Annotated in this window: 17 protein-coding genes; 12 read left to right on the forward strand and 5 right to left on the reverse strand. The window is 58.0% G+C overall.

The features are described 5' to 3' along the window. The first annotated feature begins 211 nt into the window (after positions 1–211). The 5 genes from DWB63_RS08035 (at position 212) to DWB63_RS08055 (ending at position 5888) form a co-directional block, all read left to right on the forward strand. Positions 212–1933, forward strand: a complete 1722-nt coding sequence (locus DWB63_RS08035; RefSeq protein WP_128328300.1) for an ATP-binding protein — start codon at positions 212–214, stop codon at positions 1931–1933. 34 nt (positions 1934–1967) lie between these two features. Continuing rightward, positions 1968–2399 (forward strand): response regulator, encoded by a 432-nt coding sequence (locus tag DWB63_RS08040; protein ID WP_128328301.1) that lies wholly within the window; start codon positions 1968–1970, stop codon positions 2397–2399. Positions 2400–2409: 10 nt separating this feature from the next. Next, a complete protein-coding gene (locus DWB63_RS08045) occupies positions 2410–2781 on the forward strand; it encodes a response regulator (protein ID WP_128328302.1) in 372 nt (123 codons plus the stop codon). Positions 2782–2812: 31 nt separating this feature from the next. Then, positions 2813–3223, forward strand: coding sequence for a response regulator (locus DWB63_RS08050; RefSeq protein WP_128328303.1), 411 nt, complete (start codon positions 2813–2815; stop codon positions 3221–3223). Between the two features lie 91 nt (positions 3224–3314). Then, on the forward strand, positions 3315–5888 hold the full coding sequence (locus DWB63_RS08055) for a PEP/pyruvate-binding domain-containing protein (protein WP_128328304.1): 2574 nt from the start codon (positions 3315–3317) through the stop codon (positions 5886–5888). 524 nt (positions 5889–6412) lie between these two features. Here DWB63_RS08055 and tmcA read toward each other — a convergent pair. From tmcA to DWB63_RS08080, 5 genes are all read right to left on the reverse strand, one after another. Next, the gene (gene tmcA, locus DWB63_RS08060) at positions 6413–6814 is read right to left on the reverse strand and encodes an acidic tetraheme cytochrome c3 TmcA (RefSeq protein ID WP_128328305.1); all 402 of its coding nucleotides are present in this window, start codon (positions 6812–6814) and stop codon (positions 6413–6415) included. A 9-nt stretch (positions 6815–6823) separates the two neighbouring features. Beyond that, positions 6824–8143, reverse strand: coding sequence for an electron transfer complex ferredoxin TmcB (gene tmcB / locus DWB63_RS08065; protein WP_128328306.1), 1320 nt, complete (start codon positions 8141–8143; stop codon positions 6824–6826). A gap of 33 nt (positions 8144–8176) precedes the next feature. Further along, the gene (tmcC, locus tag DWB63_RS08070) at positions 8177–8836 is read right to left on the reverse strand and encodes a TmcC family electron transfer complex membrane anchor subunit (RefSeq protein ID WP_128328307.1); all 660 of its coding nucleotides are present in this window, start codon (positions 8834–8836) and stop codon (positions 8177–8179) included. 15 nt (positions 8837–8851) lie between these two features. After that, entirely contained in the window at positions 8852–10111 is a 1260-nt protein-coding gene (tmcD, locus tag DWB63_RS08075; protein WP_128328308.1) for an electron transfer complex subunit TmcD, read from the reverse strand. A 718-nt stretch (positions 10112–10829) separates the two neighbouring features. Further along, positions 10830–12872 (reverse strand): methyl-accepting chemotaxis protein, encoded by a 2043-nt coding sequence (locus DWB63_RS08080; RefSeq protein WP_128328309.1) that lies wholly within the window; start codon positions 12870–12872, stop codon positions 10830–10832. Positions 12873–13109: 237 nt separating this feature from the next. Between DWB63_RS08080 and DWB63_RS08085 the strand changes: the two genes are divergently transcribed. From DWB63_RS08085 to DWB63_RS08115, 7 genes are all read left to right on the forward strand, one after another. Then, positions 13110–13415, forward strand: coding sequence for a c-type cytochrome (locus DWB63_RS08085; RefSeq protein WP_128328310.1), 306 nt, complete (start codon positions 13110–13112; stop codon positions 13413–13415). A gap of 6 nt (positions 13416–13421) precedes the next feature. Next, positions 13422–14318, forward strand: a complete 897-nt coding sequence (locus DWB63_RS08090; RefSeq protein WP_128328311.1) for an SCO family protein — start codon at positions 13422–13424, stop codon at positions 14316–14318. Beyond that, the gene (gene ctaD, locus DWB63_RS08095; RefSeq protein WP_128328312.1) at positions 14318–15925 is read left to right on the forward strand and encodes a cytochrome c oxidase subunit I; all 1608 of its coding nucleotides are present in this window, start codon (positions 14318–14320) and stop codon (positions 15923–15925) included. Before DWB63_RS08090 ends, ctaD begins: the two co-directional genes overlap by 1 nt. After that, positions 15918–16514 carry a cytochrome c oxidase subunit 3 family protein gene (locus tag DWB63_RS08100; protein WP_128328313.1) on the forward strand — a complete coding sequence of 199 codons (597 nt, stop codon included), beginning with the start codon at positions 15918–15920 and terminating at the stop codon, positions 16512–16514. Before ctaD ends, DWB63_RS08100 begins: the two co-directional genes overlap by 8 nt. Before the next feature lie 12 nt (positions 16515–16526). Next, positions 16527–16814 carry a cytochrome C oxidase subunit IV family protein gene (locus tag DWB63_RS08105; protein ID WP_128328314.1) on the forward strand — a complete coding sequence of 96 codons (288 nt, stop codon included), beginning with the start codon at positions 16527–16529 and terminating at the stop codon, positions 16812–16814. Positions 16815–16966: 152 nt separating this feature from the next. After that, positions 16967–18187, forward strand: a complete 1221-nt coding sequence (gene coxB, locus DWB63_RS08110; RefSeq protein WP_128328315.1) for a cytochrome c oxidase subunit II — start codon at positions 16967–16969, stop codon at positions 18185–18187. Further along, positions 18184–19014: a UbiA family prenyltransferase gene (locus DWB63_RS08115; protein WP_128328316.1), complete on the forward strand. Its 831-nt coding sequence runs from the start codon at positions 18184–18186 to the stop codon at positions 19012–19014. Before coxB ends, DWB63_RS08115 begins: the two co-directional genes overlap by 4 nt. The last annotated feature ends 9 nt before the right edge of the window (positions 19015–19023 follow it).

Consider the following 19023-nt stretch of genomic DNA (forward strand, 5'->3'; position numbering starts at 1 on the left):
ATTGATAAAGAGTTGCTTTGAGTTTTGCGGAATTCGGGCGGAAGCTTATACCCGATTTTTGCACAGTTTTTCGTGTGGAACAACCGGAGTTTGTTGCTTCTTCTTGCACATTGGTTATAGAATGGCAGCATGTAATGAAGTTTTTTCCCATTAAGCCATGGGGCCGGACAGACTTCACCATGCATCTTTGAACATTGACCGGAGTGAGGCGATGTCTGAGGCTCATTATTATAGCGGCTTGGCCAAAAGCATGATGTTCACCATCATTCTCGTTTCGTTCGCGCCCCTGCTCGCCGTCGTTCTCATTGCAGGATATCAGTACAGCGCAGCCTACGAGGAAAAGGTCGAGGCGCATCTGCGCGAACTGGTGCTCAAACATGATCAGTCCGTTGACGCCTATCTTGAGGAAAAGGTTGCCGAAATCCGGGTGTTGTCCGAGGTCATCGACCTGGGCAAGTTGTACAATCCTGACGGGATACACGCACTGCACGCCGCGCTGACCCGTGGGCACGGGAGTGATTTCGTGGATCTCGGGCTGATCGACGACAAAGGCATCCAGGTGGCCTATTCCGGGCCGTTCCAGTTGCAGGGTGTGGATTATTCACAGCAGGCATGGTTCAAGGCCGTGCAACAGCGGGATGTTCACGTCAGCGATGTCGGGCTCGGACTCCGCGGCGTTCCCCATTTCATCATCGCGCAGCGCATGCAGGCGGGCGGCAAGGAGTGGGTGCTGCGTACCACCCTGGATTTTATCGCCTTCAACAGGTTGGTTGAGGACATCCGTATCGGTGAAACCGGCATGGCCTACATCATCAACAAGCACGGCCAGTTTCAGACCACCCCCCGCCGCGACCTGACCTCAGAGGTTCCGTTTCTGCGCCAGATGGCTGAGTCCATGACGCTGGGCGGTGACCTGGTGCGTGGTCGGGCCTCCATGTCCATCATCACCAACCCGGCCACCAACCGCGAAACCATATTCGTGACCAGCCCCATCAAGGGCGGCGACTGGCTCATGGTTTACCAGCAGGATGTCGACGACGCCTTCGCCACCCTCAACCGCAGCCGGAATTTCGCCCTGCTCGTCCTGCTTATCGGTGGCATTGCCATCACGGTCATGGCTCTCCTGATGAGCAGACGCATGGCCCGGAAGGTGGAGAAGGCTGACGAGGCCAAGGAAATCATGAACGATCAGGTCATCGAGGCGGGCAAACTCGCCAGTGTGGGCGAACTGGCGGCAGGCATCGCTCACGAGATCAACAATCCGGTCGCCATAATGGTGGAGGAGGCCGGTTGGATTCAGGATCTTCTTGAGGAAGGATTGGCAAAGGGAGACAACGAACGTGAGGTTCAGCGTGCCTTGAACCAGATCCGCACCCAGGGCACACGGTGCAAGGAGATCACGCACAAGCTGCTCAGTTTTGCCCGCAAGATCGACCCTACGGTCACGACCTTCGACCTCAACAATCTGGTCATGGAGATCGTGGAACTTTCCCAGCAGAGGGCCAAGTACGCCAATGTGGTCATCGAGACGAGCCTGGGGGACGGTATTCCCTCGGTCAAGGCGAGTCCGTCAGAGATGCAGCAGGTTTTTCTCAATCTGGTCAACAACGCCATCGACGCCATGGATCCGGGCGGCGGCGATCTTGACATTATTACGCGTTTTGAGGGGAGCGTGGTGGTGGTGTCCATCTCGGACACCGGATGCGGCATTCCCCAGGCGAACCTGCAGCGCATATTCGATCCGTTTTTCACCACCAAGCCCGTGGGCAAGGGGACCGGGCTGGGGCTGTCCATCATCTACGGCATCATCAACAAGATGGACGGCACGATTTCCGTAAGTTCCGTAGTGGGGCAGGGGACCACCTTCACCCTCCGGCTTCCGGTGGCGGGGGATGTGGAAACCGGCGCGCGAAAGGATGAAACAGTGGCCTGAACGGGCCACAATAAAGAACAATCAGGAGGGGCAGATGCCTGCAAGAATTCTTCTCGTTGACGATGAACAAGGTTTTGTGGACACCATGGCCAAGCGCCTGGAAAACCGTGGATTCACCGTGCGTTCCGCCTATAATGGTCAGGACGGCATCAATGCCTTGGGCGGTGATGTAAACTTCGATGTGGTCATTCTTGACGTCAAGATGCCCGGCATGGACGGCAACGAGGTGCTGAAGGTCATCAAGGCGGAATTCCCCCTGGTGGAAGTCATCATGCTTACCGGGCATGCCACTGTGGAATCCGCCATTGAGGGCATGAAGGGCGGGGCGTTCGATTACATGATGAAGCCGTGTAACCTTGAGGAACTGATTGCCAAGGTCGGGGATGCCTACGACAAGAAGCAGGCTCACGAAACCAAGATTTTGGAGGCCCGCGCCAGGCATATCGTCTTGCGAAGGGGCGATTAGGGAGAATCTCATGAGCGATACGCCCATTCGCGTGCTTTTGGTGGATGATGAGGTCGGTTTTGTGGAAGTGCTTGCCAAGCGCATGGGCAGGCGCGGCTACCTCGTCACATCGTCCATCAGTGGAACCGAGGCCGTTCAGGTGCTCAGGAAGAACGATTTCGATGTGGTTGTGCTTGACCTCAAGCTGGAAGATATGGACGGTATTGAAGTCTTGCAGATCATGAAGAAGATGGTACCGGATCTGCCGGTGATCATGCTCACCGGCCACGGTTCCGAGCAGGCAGCCAGGGAAGGGGTGAAATTCGGCGCCTTCGACTACCTGCTCAAACCGTGCGATCTGGAGGCTCTTCTGGCGAAAATACACCAGGCTGTAGCTCGGTAGAAGAAAACGGACGGAAAACATGGAGAGGCCCATGGCCCCAATAAGAACGCTTCTCGTGGATGATGAAGATTCCTTTCGCAGTACGCTGGGCAAACGATTGACCCGGCGGGGTGTGATTGTGGAACAGGCCGGGTCCGGCGAAGAGGCCCTGGAAAAGTTGGAGGAGTTTCAACCGGACGTGATCCTGCTTGATGTCAAGATGCCCGGCATGGACGGCCTGACGGCCCTGCGCAAGATCAAGAGTGCGAGTCCGCAGGTGGAAGTGGTCATGCTTACGGGCCATGCCAATATGGAGATTGCCATTGAGGGTATGGAGCTGGGCGCGTTCGACTATCTGATGAAGCCCGTGGAGTTTGAAGAACTGCTCTACAAGCTTGAGGATGCATTTACCCGCAAGAAGCGTCTCGAAGAGAGGCTGGCGGCCAAGACGAACAGTCAATAGGGGCCGTCCTTGGCCTCTGATTGTGCGCCTCGAATCTGTCTGACATCCATCTGTGAATGTATCGTAGGATATCCTCGGAGGAAGACCTGCTATGGGCTTTTTCGACTGGCTGTCGTTTGGTAGGAAGGAAAAAACTCCCGAAGAGCGTGCGGAAATCCGCCGGGTGTTCGCCACCCGGTTCGACCACTTTCGTCTGCTCATCCAGGCCAATACCCGTGCCCATGAGTTGATCGGCGAACTTGAAGAGGCGCTCCGGGGCTATACTCCCTATGGTATGCATCACGTCCGGACTCTGTGCACACGAATTTCCACGTCCATATACCAGATGGTCCGTCATTTGGGTGAGCTGGATTCCCGAGGTCATGCCGATCTTGTGGAGGCCATGCATTCCATCAACAAGCGCATCATGGCGGAGTTGGAGCCGGAGACACTGGCCGTTGAGGGTGCGTCGGTCATAGATCTGGCCGAGGTGGGCCGTGACCACGCCGATTTGTGCGGACCCAAGATGGCCATGCTCGGCGAGGCCGGAACCAGCCTTGGGTTGAAAATTCCCGACGGCTTCGTGATTACCGTGACGGCCTATGAGCGGTTCATGCAGAACGGCGGGCTTGGCGTCGAGATCGACCGGCTCATCCAGACCATGGACGGCAATGACCGGGAATCCGTTTTTCAGGTCTCATCCAGTGTCATGCAGTTGGTCATGGAAACCATGCTGCCCGACGATCTGGCCGAAGATATCCTGTCCGCCTACGACAGGCTGTCCGCCGATGTGGGAGGATTGCCCGAACTGGCCGTCCGTTCGAGTGCCCTGGGGGAGGACATCGAGGGGTCGTCCTATGCGGGCCAGTACCGTTCTGTGCTCAACGTGGACCGCGCTTCGCTCCTGGCCGCCTACAAGGAGGTCCTTGCTTCCAAGTATTCGCGCCAGGCCATGGCCTATCGTCTGGGACACGGCATCCGGGACGAGGACGTGGCCATGAGCGTGGGGTGCATGACCATGGTTCGGGCCATGTCGGGCGGTGTAGCCTATTCCAGCAGTCCGCTGAACGTGCACGACGATACGGTGTCCATTCACTCGGTATGGGGATTGCCAAAGCCCGTGGTGGACGGCACGTCCGGGACCGATGTCATTCTCGTGGGCCGCGAGCCTTTGCGGGTGGTGGATACCATTATCGCCGAGAAGACCGACATGTATGTGTGCTGCATGGAAGAGGGCGTGTGCCGAGAGCCGCTCCCCGAGGGCCGTGGCAAACTGTCGTCCCTCTCCGAGGAACAGGCGTTGGTCGTGGCCCGTGAGGCAATGCGCATCGAGGAACATTTTGGTTCGGCCCAGGATATCGAGTGGGCCATGACCGATGACGGGATTTTTCATCTGCTGCAATGCCGTCCGCTCATGCGGATGTCGTCGGACCCGCAAGCCATGGTGCCACCGGCGGTCCGGTCCGTGCCATTGGTGACCGGCGGCAGAACGGCCAGCCCCGGCGTTGGAGTCGGCCCGGCTTACACTGTTCGCAAGGACGTGGATGCGCTCACCTTCCCCGACGGCGCAGTGATGATACTTCGGCAGGCCCTGCCCAGCCGCGCGGCCCTGCTTGATCGGTGCAGCGCCCTGATCTCCGAACAGGGCGGCATGGCCGGACACTTGGCCAACGTGGCCCGAGAATTCGGGGTCCCGGCCCTTTTCGGAATATCGGACGTGGTGGGGCGTTTCGAGAACGGGCATATCCTCACGGTGGATGCGGACGGCCGGGCCGTGTACGACGGCGCGGTGGAGTCGCTGCTGGTGGAGCGCCCGAAGCAGCGCATCATGCGCGGCAGTCCGGTGCAGGCGACGCTGCGCAAGGCAGCGCGGCACATCGTCCGGCTCAACCTGACCGACCCGGACTCCACGGAGTTCAATCCGGTCAACTGTCGGACCCTGCATGACATTATGCGCTATTGCCATGAAAAGGCCGTGACCGGTATGTTCGAGTTCGGCACCAACGACGAATTTCTCGAATCTGCCAGCCGTCAACTCATCAGTGACGTGCCCAAGCAGTTCTGGATACTCAATCTCGACGACGGTTTTTCCCCTGAAGGTCAGGATCGCAAGGATCGGTGCGTCCTTCTGGAACATGTGGTCTCCGAACCCATGCAGGCAATATGGGAAGGTATGCAGGCCGTGCCCTGGGAGGGACCGCCTCCGGTACACGCCAGGGGACTGATGTCGGTCATGTTCGAAGCCACCATGAACCCGGACCTGAACCCCAGTTCCGGCACCCGTTATACCCAGAAGAATTATTTCATGGTCTCCAAGAACTACTGCTCGCTGCAATCCCGTTTCGGGTTCCATTTTTGCGGAGTGGAGGCCCTGGTCAGTGACCGGATCAGCGAGAATTACGCCAGCTTCCAGTTCAAGGGTGGTGCTGCGAACATGGAGCGGCGCATCCTGCGTGCCCGGTTTGTCGGTGAACTGCTGGAAGAATTTGATTTCAGGGTCAGGGTCCGCCAGGACAACATGTTTGCCCGGCTGGAAGGGGTGGACCGCCAAACCATGGCCCACCGTTTGAAAATCATCGGCTATCTCATCACGCATACCCGACAGTTGGACATGATCATGTCCAACGAGGCGCAAGTCGCCCGAAGGCGTGCCCGGTTCCTGAAAGATTTCAAGCTGTTCGACTGAGAATCGCCAAGGGGGAATGCCTCCGGCGGCCAGAGGGGAAAACTTTTGAAAAAGTTTTCCCCTCTGGACTCCCCTTTCAAAACTTTTTTTCGCGCTTCGCGGGGTCTGTGGTTGCTGTGGTGATGCTTTGCGTGAGAACTCTTTCGCCGCAGGCGACCCGGGATTCCAAAGGCCTCGGCCTTTGGCCGCCGGAGGCGAAATCACCTGACAATTCCGCCGAAGGCGTGCCCGGTTCCTGAAAGATTTCAAGCCGTTCGACTGAGAGTCGCCAAGGGGGAATGCCGTCCCTTTCAAAACTTTTTTTGCGCTTCGCGGGGTCTGTGGTTGCTGTGGCGATGCTTTGCGTGAGAACTCTTTCGCCGCAGGCGACCCGGGATTCCAAAGGCCCTCGGCCTTTGGCCGCCGGAGGCGAAATCACCTGACAATTCCGCCGAAGGCGTGTCGAGTCTTTCCTGTTGTTTCCGCAAAAGAAAGCGGCCCCGGAGAAATCCGGGGCCGCTTTGGTTAACGTGTGTCCTTGGGGTCTATTTCGGGTGGCATTCGCCGCAGGCAACAGGGCCTTTGGCCTGCTGCTTGTGACAATCGATGCACTGCTGGTGGTAGGCCCGCATGAGCGGGGTGCCGCCGTCGGTGCGTTCCACTGCGTGGCAGGATGCGCAGGTTTCGCCCTCGGAGGACTCTTCGGTGTTGCGGGTGCCGTCATCGTTCTTGGAATGATGGCAGACCACGCAATCGTCCACGCCGGCCTTTTCGTTGTGAGCGTCATGGGCAAAGGGAACCTGAGGGCGTTCCAGCTTGGCGAATGCGTCCACGGGGACCATGGTCATATCGTCCTGGGCAAAGGCGGCCGGAGCCATGTATGCGATGACCAACAGAATGATGGTCAGCATGGAGGCCGCAAGCTTAATGGTGTTTCTTTTGTGCATGGCGTCCTCCTACACTTCCGGTTTTTCCATCAGTTCATATATGATGTCGCCGATGAACTTGCCGTGCATCCCGAGATCATAATAACCGATGATGTCTTCAATGCCGCCGTGACAGTTGTGACACGGAATGACGATGTCCTTGACTCCGGTGTCCTTGAGCTGTTCAGCCTTGACCCGGTTGCCCGTCATGCGGGTGTTTTTGAACGGCGGACCGCAGTTGATGACGCCGCCACCGGCGCAACAGCAGTAGTTGTGCTCGCGGTTGGGGGTCATTTCCACCACTTCTTCACAGAGGTAGTGGACAACGTCACGCAGTTTGTCCATCAGGCCGCGGCCACGAATGACATTGCACGGATCCTGAATGGTGACGGGTTTTTCGTATTTGTGGGTGATCTTGAGCTTCCCTTCCTGAATCAAATCCCAGTAGAATTCGATGGCATGGATGACCGGGATCGGCATTTCCTTGTAGCCGAGCCAGCGGTTGCCCATGTCGTAGATGGAGCGGAAGGCATGGCCGCATTCGCCCATGACGATGCGTTTGACGCGCAGTTTCTGTGCGGCTTCGTAGTGGGCGCGTTTAATGCGGCCCATGTTTTCGTAGTCGCCTACGTACATGCACATGTCGGAGTTGTCCCAGCCCGGATGAGAGGGCATGGTCCAGTCGATACCGGCAGCGTTCATGATGGCGGCAGCCTGGTATATGAGCTGGGTACGGAACTTGGGTTCCGGTCCGATGACTGAGTAGAAGACATCGGCACCTTCCTTGTCCAGCGGGATGCGCAATTCCGGGAATTCATCGCGCGCTTCGTCTTCCTGCCACTGCAGGGAGTCGATCCACTCGTCATCCTTGACCCACATCTGGTTCATGGTGGAGGAGTGGGAATGAGCGGTGTCGCGGATGTATTGCGGGACAACGTCCAGCAGATAACAGATGCGGCGAACCGTAATCATGACATAGGCGATGTCGATTCCGATCGGACAGTAGTGTGCACACCTTTTACACAGGTTGCACTCGGTAAAGGCAATCTGAGCCATTTCGTAGATGCGCTCAGGAGAGACCTTCCCCTTTTTGTCGATGAGTTCGTACATGGTTTCCGTAGCTTTGCTCACCGGGGAGTAGCTCGGATCCTGATCGTGGGACATATAGAAGTGACAACCCTGCGAGCAGAGGCCGCAACGCATGCATGTTTCTCTATATGCTTTCAGCTTGGCTCCGGTTTCGCCTTTAAGCGTCCGGGTGACCACTTCCTGAATCTTTTCCGTGGTCAGGCTCGCGACACCGACCTCAAGGCCGACATCGGATATGATTCTGTCAGCTATGTGACTCATTATTCGTACCTCGCGTTACTGTGATGGTTTGGCCTACCAATCATTGGCATGGCGAACGCCGCCGAACTCCGAACCCATGTACGCCCTGGTAAAGAGGACGAACAGTGCATGGCTCAGACGGGTGAACGGGATCAAAGCGATCAGCAGTTCAGCGGTGAGCACATGCAGGGTGGTCATCAGGAGAACCGGGCCGATCTGGTGATAGGCCAGGACACCGGTGATGAACGGCAGCACGACGAGGATCAGGGCAAACCAATCCTGGCAACGGGTAACACCCTTGACATGGGGCAGCGCGCAACGGCGGTATGCAAAGACAGCACAACCTGCGATGACCACGAAGCTGACGATGTCGCCGGTATAAGTGGGCAGGCTCGGAAGGCTGATGCCGAAGTTGGTATCCCAGAGAACCACGTGCGCGCTCAGGAACACGGCCACCAGAAGGAAGCCGATGTGGAACACGAATGTGGTCACAGTCATGAGCGGGTCGGACTTCCAACCCATGGATTTGAAGGGGACCATCCATGCGAGGATGGACCTCAGTCCGTAATACCAGCTCATGTACGCAGTGGAGGAACCGTCTTTGGCCTTGGCCAGGGCATACATGCTGACCAGGCGGTAGATGGAACCAATGATGAATATGCCAAAGGCTACCCAGGCAAGGGGTCCGGTGGCGAGAGTGTATAAAGCAGTCATATTGTCTCCCTCCGCCTAGAACTGGGCTACTTCCGCAACAATGCGGATGTAGCTATTGTTTTCGATGGCGCGGATGAGCACCTTGGTGCCGTCCTCGCTGAAGATCGGGGGCCATGCTTGATCAAAGTCGCGTTCAAACGGCTTTCCGTTGACCAGGATCCGGCGTTTGCCGTTCTTCTCGACCATGACGGCGGCGTTTTTGGAGTCGGCAGAGAAAGCGACCGGCCAAGCCATTTCATATGCACCAGCCCAGGGCTTTTTATCAACCACGATGCGGAAGTCAGCGCTGTATTCACTAGCGATGATGCCGGCGCGGTTGCCGTCGGGGCTGACCACCAGGTCGGTGACCGTGGGGTATGTTTCGTCCCAGGGGGCGTTGTTCATACAGGCGGTGAACTGGCCGTAGCCGGTGGCAACAATGGCCCACAGCTTGCTGCCGTCTTTGGAGTATTGCAATCCCAGACACTGCACGTAGCGCGGCTCCCAGAGGATGTTGCCGTCTTTGGCAACGCCCCACTTGCCTGCCAGGCGGACAGGAGCGGCCACGGAATCATCCGCTGGATTGAATACCGGTTCCCACACTTGGTTGTAAACGGAAGACCAGGGCTTGCCGTCCACAGCGATGGTGTTGTCGTAAGGGGTGACGCGTACCTGAGCGGCCACTTTGTCACCCGTTTTGTTGAAGGTCGGGGTCCAGACATTGACAAACAGCTTTTCCCAAGGCTTGCCATCCACGACAACGGTGTAGACGCCGCGTTTGAAAGCTTCAATGTCAGCGGCAGCCATCCTGTGAATCTGAGCAACGCCGGCGGTGTGTGAGCCGTCGGCGGACAGTGCGGGGTGAGTGACGTTTTCAAATAGGGTTTCCCAAGGTTCACCGTTGGCGGCTACTGCGTACTGTTCCATGGATTTGACCATGGAGGCAATGACGGAGCCGTCTTCGCTGATCATGCTGTCCCATACGTAGTCAGTGGCCTCTCCCAGCATTTCGCCGTCGACGTTAATGGCCCACTCCATGTCCTGCTGACAGATAGCGGTCAATTTGCCGTCCGGCGTAAATTTAGGAGACCAGATCTTTTCGTACGTATTTTCCCAAACCGAGTCGTTGGTCCGAATGGAGAATTCGCCGTCGCCAACTTTGACGATTGCGGCCAGAGTCTCACCGTCCGGTGAAACATAAGGCTCTTCCTGCCATGCGTGGCCTTCGAGTGGGGAGAGGGATTTGACGACCGTTTTCTGGCCGACTTCCCAATCCCAAGAGGAGATTTTTCCCATAGCACCCCCTTGTGTTGTGACACCGCTCCACCGGGGAAGCGGCAAAAAGCGTCCCGCTTAATGAGCGAGACAGGTCATTCAAAGTGGGGCCGTATTCGTCAGAAGGCGATATGCACGGGCCATCCCGACAAAGGTCATCGGTTGCAGGCTGTCGCAAGGCGGCGTGACGTGCAGCCTTTACGGAGCGCAAACTCCAAGGGATGACCCGAAAACAGGTTTTTGAAACCTGCCAAGAACGATTTACCCATGATCTTTACTCATGACGATTTCGACGCCCAAGGATTTGAGGCGGATTCAGACGGCGTCGGCCATCCAAATTCGTACGTGCATCCCTTCCCAAAGTGCACCCTCAACTCCGTCGCTGTTACCAGCTAAAACCCAGACCAACTGCCGTGCGGCGGGGCAGGCGATTTGCATAAATCGTCATATGGCTCCGGCCACCTCGACCCCTCGGTCTGAGATAGCGTCCTGTATAAGCATATGGGAAGAAAGTAGTCCATTCTTTTCAGAGATAATTGAGTATTCCATACTGCTTTGGTATGCTTTTAAACCCTTCTCCGGCCCGTTGTCGGCGTTTTTGAGGCCGCAGGGAGCTTTCTTTGGAAATTGTCTTGAGGGTATGGGGGGATGGCAATGGTCGGGACGATCCTGAGGTCAACGCAATGGCAAAGGGCGGCTCCGCTTTCATGGAGCCGCCCTTTGATTTGTGCGGGAGGGGTTAGAATTTTTCGAAGGAATCATCCATGTCGTCATCCAACTCCATGTCAATTCCCTGGGTTTTCTGGGCTGTATGCGTCAACATATGCGGATGCTTTTTGACCACGGTCCGATTTGAAGGAGCAGGAGTTCCGGTGCTCTTCGCGCCGAGCTTGAAAAAGCCCATGGTGGTTTCCAGCTGTGCGGCCTGGGAAGAAAGCTCTTCGGCCGTGGAGGCGATTTCCTCCGAGGAACTGGCGTTGGACTGGATCACGTTGTCAAGTTGTTGGAGCGCGTTGCTGATTTCGCTGGCGCCGACATTCTGCTCGTTGCTCGCGGCGGAAATCTCCTGAATCATTCCGGCTGTTTCTTCAATGTTCGGGACAATGGATTTGAGCATTTCACCGGCTCTTGTTGCCACTTCGACGCTGGAAGCGGACAGCTCCCCGATTTCGGCCGCTGCCGTTCCGCTTCGTTCCGCCAGTTTGCGAACTTCGGCCGCAACCACGGCAAAACCTTTGCCCTGCTCGCCTGCACGGGCGGCCTCAATGGCCGCGTTCAGGGCCAGCAGATTCGTCTGCCTGGCGATTTCCTCGATGATGGATATCTTTTCCGCAATTTGGGTCATGGCTTCCACGGTCTGGCGCACGGCCTCGCCGCCCTGTTTGCCTTCTTTCGCTGTCTTGCGGGCAATGCCCTCGGTCTTGCCGGAGCTTTCGGAGTTCTGGCTGATGCTGGACGACATCTGCTCCATGGAAGCGGAGACCTCTTCCACAGCCGAAGCCTGTTCCGTGGCTCCCTGGCTCAGGGCCTGCGAGGCACCGGCAAGCTCTTCGGAACTGGCCGCCACGTTTCCGGTAGCTGACTGCACTTCGAAGACGATGGAGCGGAGCCGTTCGATCATGGAGTTGATGGCATCGGCCAACTGGCCTATTTCGTCATTGCGTTTCACGTCGAGTCGTACGGTGAAATCGCCATTGGACAGGGACTTAGCCACCTGAGCGGTCAATCGCATGACATTGGCCACCTTTGTGGAGAATATAAGGGTGACTATCACGGCGGCGATGGTGAACAGGATGGATATCAGGACATAGGTCCAGATGGTGGTCGAGATGATTTCTTCCAGAGCGGTCAAGGCGGCCTCGACACGATTGACTTCCTTTTCCCCGAGCTGGTTAATGGCTTCGCGCATGGCGGAGAAGCTCCTGCCGCTCTGCGCGATTAATTCGATTTCCCTGATGTTGTCGTCAATGTTGCCTTTGCTCAGTTCTACCACCTTTTGGCTGTGACTCTGCCAGGCTGCAAGCTGCGTCATGAACTCTTCTTTGAACTCAGAGCCTTCCCACCCAATCAAGTCCGCGCCTGCGGAAATCCGGTCCCGGGTTTGTCCCAGGTTTTCTTCATAGGATTCGGCTAAACCGGCTACGCGTTCCGCATCAAGTGTTTGGACGATCAGGATCTGAGCCACATATGCCTGGTAGGCGTCACGGTCGCCATTGAGAATCTTGTCGAGTGCCTCTTCAAGACGTCTCCGCTCCGCTTGGTCCAGGTTGGCAGTCTTGAGCTTCTTCCCTGCTAATTCACCAAGATTGTTGATGACTTCCCGCATGGAATCAAAGGATGCAAGGGCCTGCTTCTCGGCTTCATCGCGGGCCAGGTTCGCTTCCATGGTCTTGGCGGACAGGGTCAGAATCTCCTCCTGTCCCTTTTTCCACTTGTCGTATTCCGTCTTGAACGTAGCGAGTCCATTGGACATGTCCGGTGTAAAGTGTTCCGCAGGACCGAGTATGCGTTCCCAGGTCTGTTTGGCATTTTCTTCAATATCGGTCTTGGCCTTGCTCAGTTCTTCAGCCGACTTCGCCTCGACGGCTTCCAGTATGGCTACCTGGGCTTGGTATGCGTCCCGATCGGCGTCGATCATGGTCGCGCGATCCATGTGCAGGCCGTTCATGGCGTTCATGTCCCCATGAATGATGTTGAAGCTGCTAAGCCCCACGATGAATATGATGAGGATGGCTGAGATCGGCACGCCGACCACGAGTAATAATTTCCATTTGATGCTCATATGCTTCTCCCTAGAATTTAATTTTCTTCAATCTATGACCAGTTGGGAGTTAACGCCACTAGAAATGTTGTTTTTTGCGATGAGATAGTTTCTTCTGCGAAATCATCAAGCCCCTGTGATCCAGGACGGCCTCAAGTTGATTGAGGTGTTGCCCCTGATATGAGGTTTACAAAAAAAATGGAATCAGCCTATTAATGAGACTGTCGAAACAAACCCTTTAATCCCCAGAGGAACGACATGAAGAAGCTCTTTATAGTATTGACCGCGATTTGCTGTTTTGGTGTGACTGCCGCCTTTGCTGTTGACGGCGGTGAACTCTATCAGAAACGGTGCGCCAAGTGCCATCGGGACGGAAGCGAGTCTTCCGCCGCCGGAGGGGATGTGGTCCTCAAGGGCCAGTCTGCGGGTGAAATCGAGATGAAGCTCACCGGATATGTTGACGGCACTTATGGCGGAAAAAAGAAGAAGACCATGGAACGCGTGGCTTCGGGGCTGTCCGCCGAGGAAACCAAGGCTTTGGCAACCTATATCGGTTCACTCTAACGGCCCATGCGCAGTCTGATCGCAACAGTCATCATCACCGCCTTGTTGGCCTTCCCTTGTCGGGCGGCCAACGAGGCGGGGCCGATGGATATGGGCGAGGCGAGCTCTCATGAGCAGCATGATGCCATGGATCAGGAATCCATGGACCAAATGCCCATGTACGACAGTGGGCACGACCATGCTCGGATAATGGAGGAAGCGGAAGAGGCGGACCTCCCCGTGGGCATCGAGGAAAGGCTGGGCAACATGCTCCCGGATGCGGAGTTCACGGATTCCGAGGGCAATCGCGTCAATCTTCGGGAACTGACGGACGTCCCGACCATTTTGCTGCCCATCTATTACCGTTGCCCCGACGTGTGCAATCTGCTCCAGGGGTCCATGGCCTCGATCCTGCCGGACGTGAAGCTCACGCCCGGCACCGAGATCCGGGTCGTCTCCATGAGCTTTGACGCCCGTGAAACCCCCAGGGATTCGGCCCGGGCCAAGCGCAACTACACGGCCATTACCGGCGACGGTTTCCCGGCCGAGTACTGGACCTTCCTGACCGGCGACCAGCACGCCATCGACGCGGTTCTGGGCGCCATCGGCTACACGGTCCAGAAGCAGGGCGGGTTGTGGGCGCACCCGGTGGCAGCCATCGCCATTGCTCCCGGCGGCAAGGTGGTGCGCTACCTCTACGGCACCACATTCCTGCCGTTCGACATCACCATGGCAGGCACCGAAGCGGCCACGGGCAAGACCGGGCTGTCCGTGAAGCGGCTGCTTTCCTATTGTTATAATTATGATCCCGACGGGCGCCGGTACGTCTTTGACATCCTGCGCGTGTCCGGGTTTTCCATCCTCGGTTTCGTGGGCATTTTCCTGACCTGGCTGCTGTTGGGCGGAAAAAAGAAGAGGCGTTGATGACCGTTGATGCTGGCTTCATGACGCCCGGCGACAAGTCCTGGGTCCGGGAATGGCTGTTCACCATCGACCACAAGCGCATCGGCATGCTCTACCTGTGGTGCATCATGGCCTTTTTCGCGGTGGGCGTATTTCTCGGCCTGCTCATGCGGCTGGAGCTGTTCTGGCCGGGCAAGGACCTCATCGGACCGCAGGAGTACAACGCGGTGTTCACCCTGCACGGGGTGATCATGGTTTTCCTGGTGGTCATCCCGAGCATTCCGGCGGCGTTCGGCAACATCTTCCTGCCCCTGCAGCTGGGGGCCGAGGATGTGGCCTTTCCCCGGCTGAACACGTTCTCGTTCTGGCTGTACGTCATCGGCGGCGGCACGGCGCTCGTCTCGCTGTTCACCGGCGGAGGCGCACCCGATACGGGTTGGACCTTCTACGTGCCGTTTTCGTCCGTGACCACCACCAACGTTTCCATGGCCGTGGCCGGGGTATTCATCCTCGGTTTCTCGTCCATCCTGACGGGGTTGAATTTCATCGTCACCATCCACCGGCTGCGCGCGCCGGGGCTGTCCTGGGCGCGGTTGCCCCTGTTTGCATGGTCTCTCTACGCCACGGCCTGGATTCAGGTGCTGGCCACGCCCATCCTGTCCATCACCGTGGTCCTGATCATCATCGAGCGGCTGCTCGGCATGGGCATCTTCGACCCGGCCCGGGGCGGCGATCCCATCCTCTACCAGCACCTGTTCTGGATATACTCCCACCCGGCGGTCTACATCATGATCCTCCCGGCCATGGGCGTGATTTCGGACATCATCCCGGTCTTCTGCCGCAAGTCCATCTTCGGATACAAGACCATTGTCGGTTCGTCCCTGGCCATCGCCTTTGCCGGGTCGCTGGTCTGGGCGCATCACATGTTCGTGTCCGGCATGTCCGACACGGCGGTCATGGTTTTTTCCTTTCTGACCTTCGTGGTGGCCGTGCCTTCCGCCGTCAAGGTCTTCAACTGGCTGTCCACCATGTACAAGGGGTCCATCCGGCCGGAGCCGCCGCTCATCTTCGCGCTCGGGTTCATCTTCCTGTTCGCCATGGGCGGCATCACCGGGCTGGTGCTCGGCAGTGCGGGCACGGACATGCACGTCCACGACACCTATTTCGTGGTCGGCCATTTCCACTATGTCATCTTCGGCGGCACCGGGTTCGGCATGTTCGCGGCCATTCACTACTGGTTCCCCAAGATGTACGGGCGCATGTACGATCGCAGGCAGGCGATCATCAGCGCCTTGCTGCTGGTGGTCGGCCTGAACGGGCTGTACTTTCCCATGTACCTGCTCGGTCTGGCCGGGATGCCGCGCCGCTACTACGACTATCTGCCCCAGTACACCCAGCTGCATCAGTTCTCCACCTATGGCTCGTGGATCACCCTGATCGGGTTGGGGCTGATGTGCTACAACCTGATCCGGTCGCGCTACCGCGGCGAACCTGCCGGACGCAATCCGTGGGCGGCGGCCACCCTGGAGTGGACCCTGCCGTCGCCTCCGCCCACCCATAATTTCGATCAAGAACCCGTTGTCACGCATGGTCCCTACGAATTCGGCGAGGTGCAGGACGATGCATGAGCACAGGGACTATCAGGGTGCAAAGATGGGCATGTGGCTGTTTCTGTTCACGGAGATACTGCTTTTCGGCGGATTGTTCGTGCTTTATGCCGTGACCCTGGGGCGCTTCCCGATCGAGTTTCACGAGGCGAGCAAGTTGCTGGACGTGACCATGGGCACCACCAATACCGTGGTTCTGATAACATCCAGCCTGTTCGCGGCCCTGGCCGTGACCGCCCTGCAAAAGGGCAACCGCAGGTTGGCGGAAGTATTCATCGGTCTGACCGTGGCCCTGGCCTGCTGCTTTCTGGTCATCAAGTACTTTGAGTGGTCCCACAAGTTCCATATGGGCATTTATCCCGGTTCCGCGGACATAGCGGACTGGGCACCCGGCAAGCAGGCGTTCTTTGCCCTGTATTACACCATGACCGGCCTGCACGGGGTGCACGTGCTCATCGGCATGGCCCTGTTCGGATGGGTGTGGTGGCTGATACGGGCAGGGAAGTGTACGTCCGATCATTACGTGGCCCTGGAAAACGGAGGACTCTACTGGCATCTGGTGGATCTGGTCTGGATTTTTCTTTTTCCGCTCTATTACCTCATCACCTAGGAGGGTGCGGGCATGAGTGAGCAGACACGACATCACGGACCCGGTTACGGACTGTTCGTCGCCGTATGGGCCGCGCTCATGGTGTTCACGGGGATCACGGTCTGGGCGTCCACCGTGGACCTCGGGTTCCTGAACGTGGTGGTGGCCATGGCGATTGCCTCGACCAAGGCGGCCCTGGTGGTCTTCTTCTTCATGCACCTGAAATATGAGAGCTGGACGCTCAAGAGCATGGTCCTGTTGGCCTTTGTCATCCTGGCCATTTTCATCGGTTTCACCTTTTTCGATACGGCGAACAGGTAGCCGGTCGTTGAAAACTCCACGAGGACTGCGTTGCTGCGAAAAAGACAAACCCTCACGTATTCCGGATACGCTTCGGTCTTGCCTTTTTCTTGCGCCTTGTCCTCGCGGCTTTTGAACGACCGGAAGAAGTAAAGGAAGCAGGATAGGAAACGATGTATCCGCAGATTTTCTCCGCAGCCAGGGAAGTGGACCAGGCCTTCCTCATCATTCTCGGATTCTCCGTGTTCATTCTGGTGGCCGTGACCGTGGTCATGCTCTATTTCCTGTGGCGATACCATTACACGCGCAATCCCGAGGCCACGGAAATCAAGGGTTCCGTGCTGCTCGAAGTGATCTGGACCGTGCTGCCCGCCATCATCGTCATGGGGTTGTTCTGGACCGGCTGGACCTCGTTCAAGGCCATGCGGACCATCCCGGAGGGGGCCATGGTCGTGGCCGTGGAAGGGCGCATGTGGTCCTGGCGGTTCACCTACGAAAACGGCAAATCCTCCAATGAGCTGGTGGTGCCGGTGAACACGCCGGTCAAGCTGAGCCTGTCGGCCAGGGACGTTATCCACTCCTTTTACATCCCGGCCATGCGCGTGAAGTGGGACATGGTGCCGGGCATGGAAACGAGCGTGTGGATTCAGTCCGATACGCTGGGCGACTACGATATCTTCTGTGCCGAATACTGCGGCCTGAAACACGCGAACATGCTTTCCATCCTGCGGGTGCTGGAACAGGACGAGTTCGACGCCTGGCTGGCCGACGCCGGACAGCCCGAAGAAGGGGATGTGGGGCTGTCCCTGCTCAAGGAGTTCGGCTGTTTCGACTGCCACTCCATGGACCTGTCCGAGGACGCGGCCCCGAGTCTGCTCAATATGGCCAACCGGGATCGGACTGTGGTCCTTGCCGACGGCTCCGAGAAGACGCTCAAGGCGGACGCGGACTACTTCAGGCGATCCGTGCTGGAGCCGGGGGCCGAGCTGGTCAAGGGGTGGGATGACGAGATGCCGTCCTTTGACGGAGATATTTCCGATGTCCAGATCGACGCCATGGCCGCCTATCTGCTTCAGGGCAACAAGGTCCATCCGGGGCAGGTCCTGGCTGAAGAGCAGGGGTGTCTCGGTTGCCACACCGCCACGGGCGAGGATGATGTCGGACCGACCTTCCTGGGACTGTTCGGCTCCGAGCGCAAGGGAAAGGATGCTGACGGCAAGCCCTACACGGCCATTGCGGACAAGGCCTATGTCAGGCGGGCCATTGTCGGCCCTTCGGCCAATATCCCCGAGGGATTCGAGGACGAGATGCCCATTTACGACGACCTTGATGAGGAAACGTTGCAGGGGTTGATCGGCTATATTGAGTCTTTGGGCGCGGAAGGTGCACAATGATCCGGGACGGCCTGCGGCTGATCCGGCCGCGCGTGAGTCTGGCCGTGGCCGCCGGGAGCCTGTTCGGCGTGCTGTATCACGGCGGGGCTGATCCTGCCGGGGCGGTCCTGGCCCCTGTCGGGGCGTTTGCCCTGTGCGCCGCCTGTTCCGTGGTGAACCAGATTCAGGAGCGTGGGCCGGACGCACGCATGGAGCGCACCCGGAACCGCCCTCTGGCCTCTGGCCGGATACCGGTTGCACGGGCCGCCCTGCTGGCAGCGCTCCTGTTGTCGGCCGGACTGGCGAGCTTTTTTCTGGCCGGTGGAGGGGCGCTGTTCCTGCTTGGTGTGGTTATAGTGGCGGTGTACAACGGCGTGTACACCCCGTTGAAGCGGGTTACACCCCTGGCCCTGCTGGCCGGTGGGGTTGCCGGGGCCGCGCCGCCCCTGACCGGGTGGATGGCCGCAGGCGGTCAACCGTTTGATCCGGGCATCCTGGCCGTGACTGTGGTTTTCTATCTCTGGCAGGTGCCCCATTTCTGGCTGTTGGCCGAGAAGCACCGCGCCGATTACCAACGCGCCGGATTCGCCATGCTCTCCGCCTCCCTGTCTCCGGCCTTCCGTTCCCGACTCATGGGCGTGTGGGTGGGGGCGTATTTCGTGGGATTGGGCTGTCTGGCCGGGTTGGCCGGGCCGGAATCGCTTCGGTGGATAGTCCCGCCGGTCCTGCTGCTGACCGGGGGCGCGGCCGCCGGCATGGCTGCGACCAACCGGTTGCGTCCGGCGTCAACGGCCATGTATGTTTCCCTGCCGCTGGGATTGTTCCCGCTTTTAATAAACACCTTGTAGCCGGAAAGG

Source organism: Pseudodesulfovibrio sp. S3 (assembly GCF_004025585.1).
Classification (GTDB): Bacteria; Desulfobacterota; Desulfovibrionia; order Desulfovibrionales; family Desulfovibrionaceae; genus Pseudodesulfovibrio.

Excerpts from the sequence above, each read along its gene's own strand:
- DWB63_RS08045 (WP_128328302.1), top strand. The coding sequence starts at position 2,410 with ATGAGCGATACGCCCATTCGCGTGCTTTTGGTGGATGATGAGGTCGGT.
- DWB63_RS08055 (WP_128328304.1), top strand. The coding sequence starts at position 3,315 with ATGGGCTTTTTCGACTGGCTGTCGTTTGGTAGGAAGGAAAAAACTCCC.
- ctaD (WP_128328312.1), top strand. The coding sequence starts at position 14,318 with ATGACCGTTGATGCTGGCTTCATGACGCCCGGCGACAAGTCCTGGGTC.
- DWB63_RS08115 (WP_128328316.1), top strand. The coding sequence starts at position 18,184 with ATGATCCGGGACGGCCTGCGGCTGATCCGGCCGCGCGTGAGTCTGGCC.
- tmcC (WP_128328307.1), bottom strand. The coding sequence starts at position 8,836 with ATGACTGCTTTATACACTCTCGCCACCGGACCCCTTGCCTGGGTAGCC.
- tmcD (WP_128328308.1), bottom strand. The coding sequence starts at position 10,111 with ATGGGAAAAATCTCCTCTTGGGATTGGGAAGTCGGCCAGAAAACGGTC.
- DWB63_RS08100 (WP_128328313.1), top strand. The coding sequence starts at position 15,918 with ATGCATGAGCACAGGGACTATCAGGGTGCAAAGATGGGCATGTGGCTG.
- tmcB (WP_128328306.1), bottom strand. The coding sequence starts at position 8,143 with ATGAGTCACATAGCTGACAGAATCATATCCGATGTCGGCCTTGAGGTC.
- DWB63_RS08050 (WP_128328303.1), top strand. The coding sequence starts at position 2,813 with ATGGCCCCAATAAGAACGCTTCTCGTGGATGATGAAGATTCCTTTCGC.
- DWB63_RS08080 (WP_128328309.1), bottom strand. The coding sequence starts at position 12,872 with ATGAGCATCAAATGGAAATTATTACTCGTGGTCGGCGTGCCGATCTCA.
- DWB63_RS08090 (WP_128328311.1), top strand. The coding sequence starts at position 13,422 with ATGCGCAGTCTGATCGCAACAGTCATCATCACCGCCTTGTTGGCCTTC.
- DWB63_RS08105 (WP_128328314.1), top strand. The coding sequence starts at position 16,527 with ATGAGTGAGCAGACACGACATCACGGACCCGGTTACGGACTGTTCGTC.
- DWB63_RS08035 (WP_128328300.1), top strand. The coding sequence starts at position 212 with ATGTCTGAGGCTCATTATTATAGCGGCTTGGCCAAAAGCATGATGTTC.
- coxB (WP_128328315.1), top strand. The coding sequence starts at position 16,967 with ATGTATCCGCAGATTTTCTCCGCAGCCAGGGAAGTGGACCAGGCCTTC.
- tmcA (WP_128328305.1), bottom strand. The coding sequence starts at position 6,814 with ATGCACAAAAGAAACACCATTAAGCTTGCGGCCTCCATGCTGACCATC.
- DWB63_RS08085 (WP_128328310.1), top strand. The coding sequence starts at position 13,110 with ATGAAGAAGCTCTTTATAGTATTGACCGCGATTTGCTGTTTTGGTGTG.
- DWB63_RS08040 (WP_128328301.1), top strand. The coding sequence starts at position 1,968 with ATGCCTGCAAGAATTCTTCTCGTTGACGATGAACAAGGTTTTGTGGAC.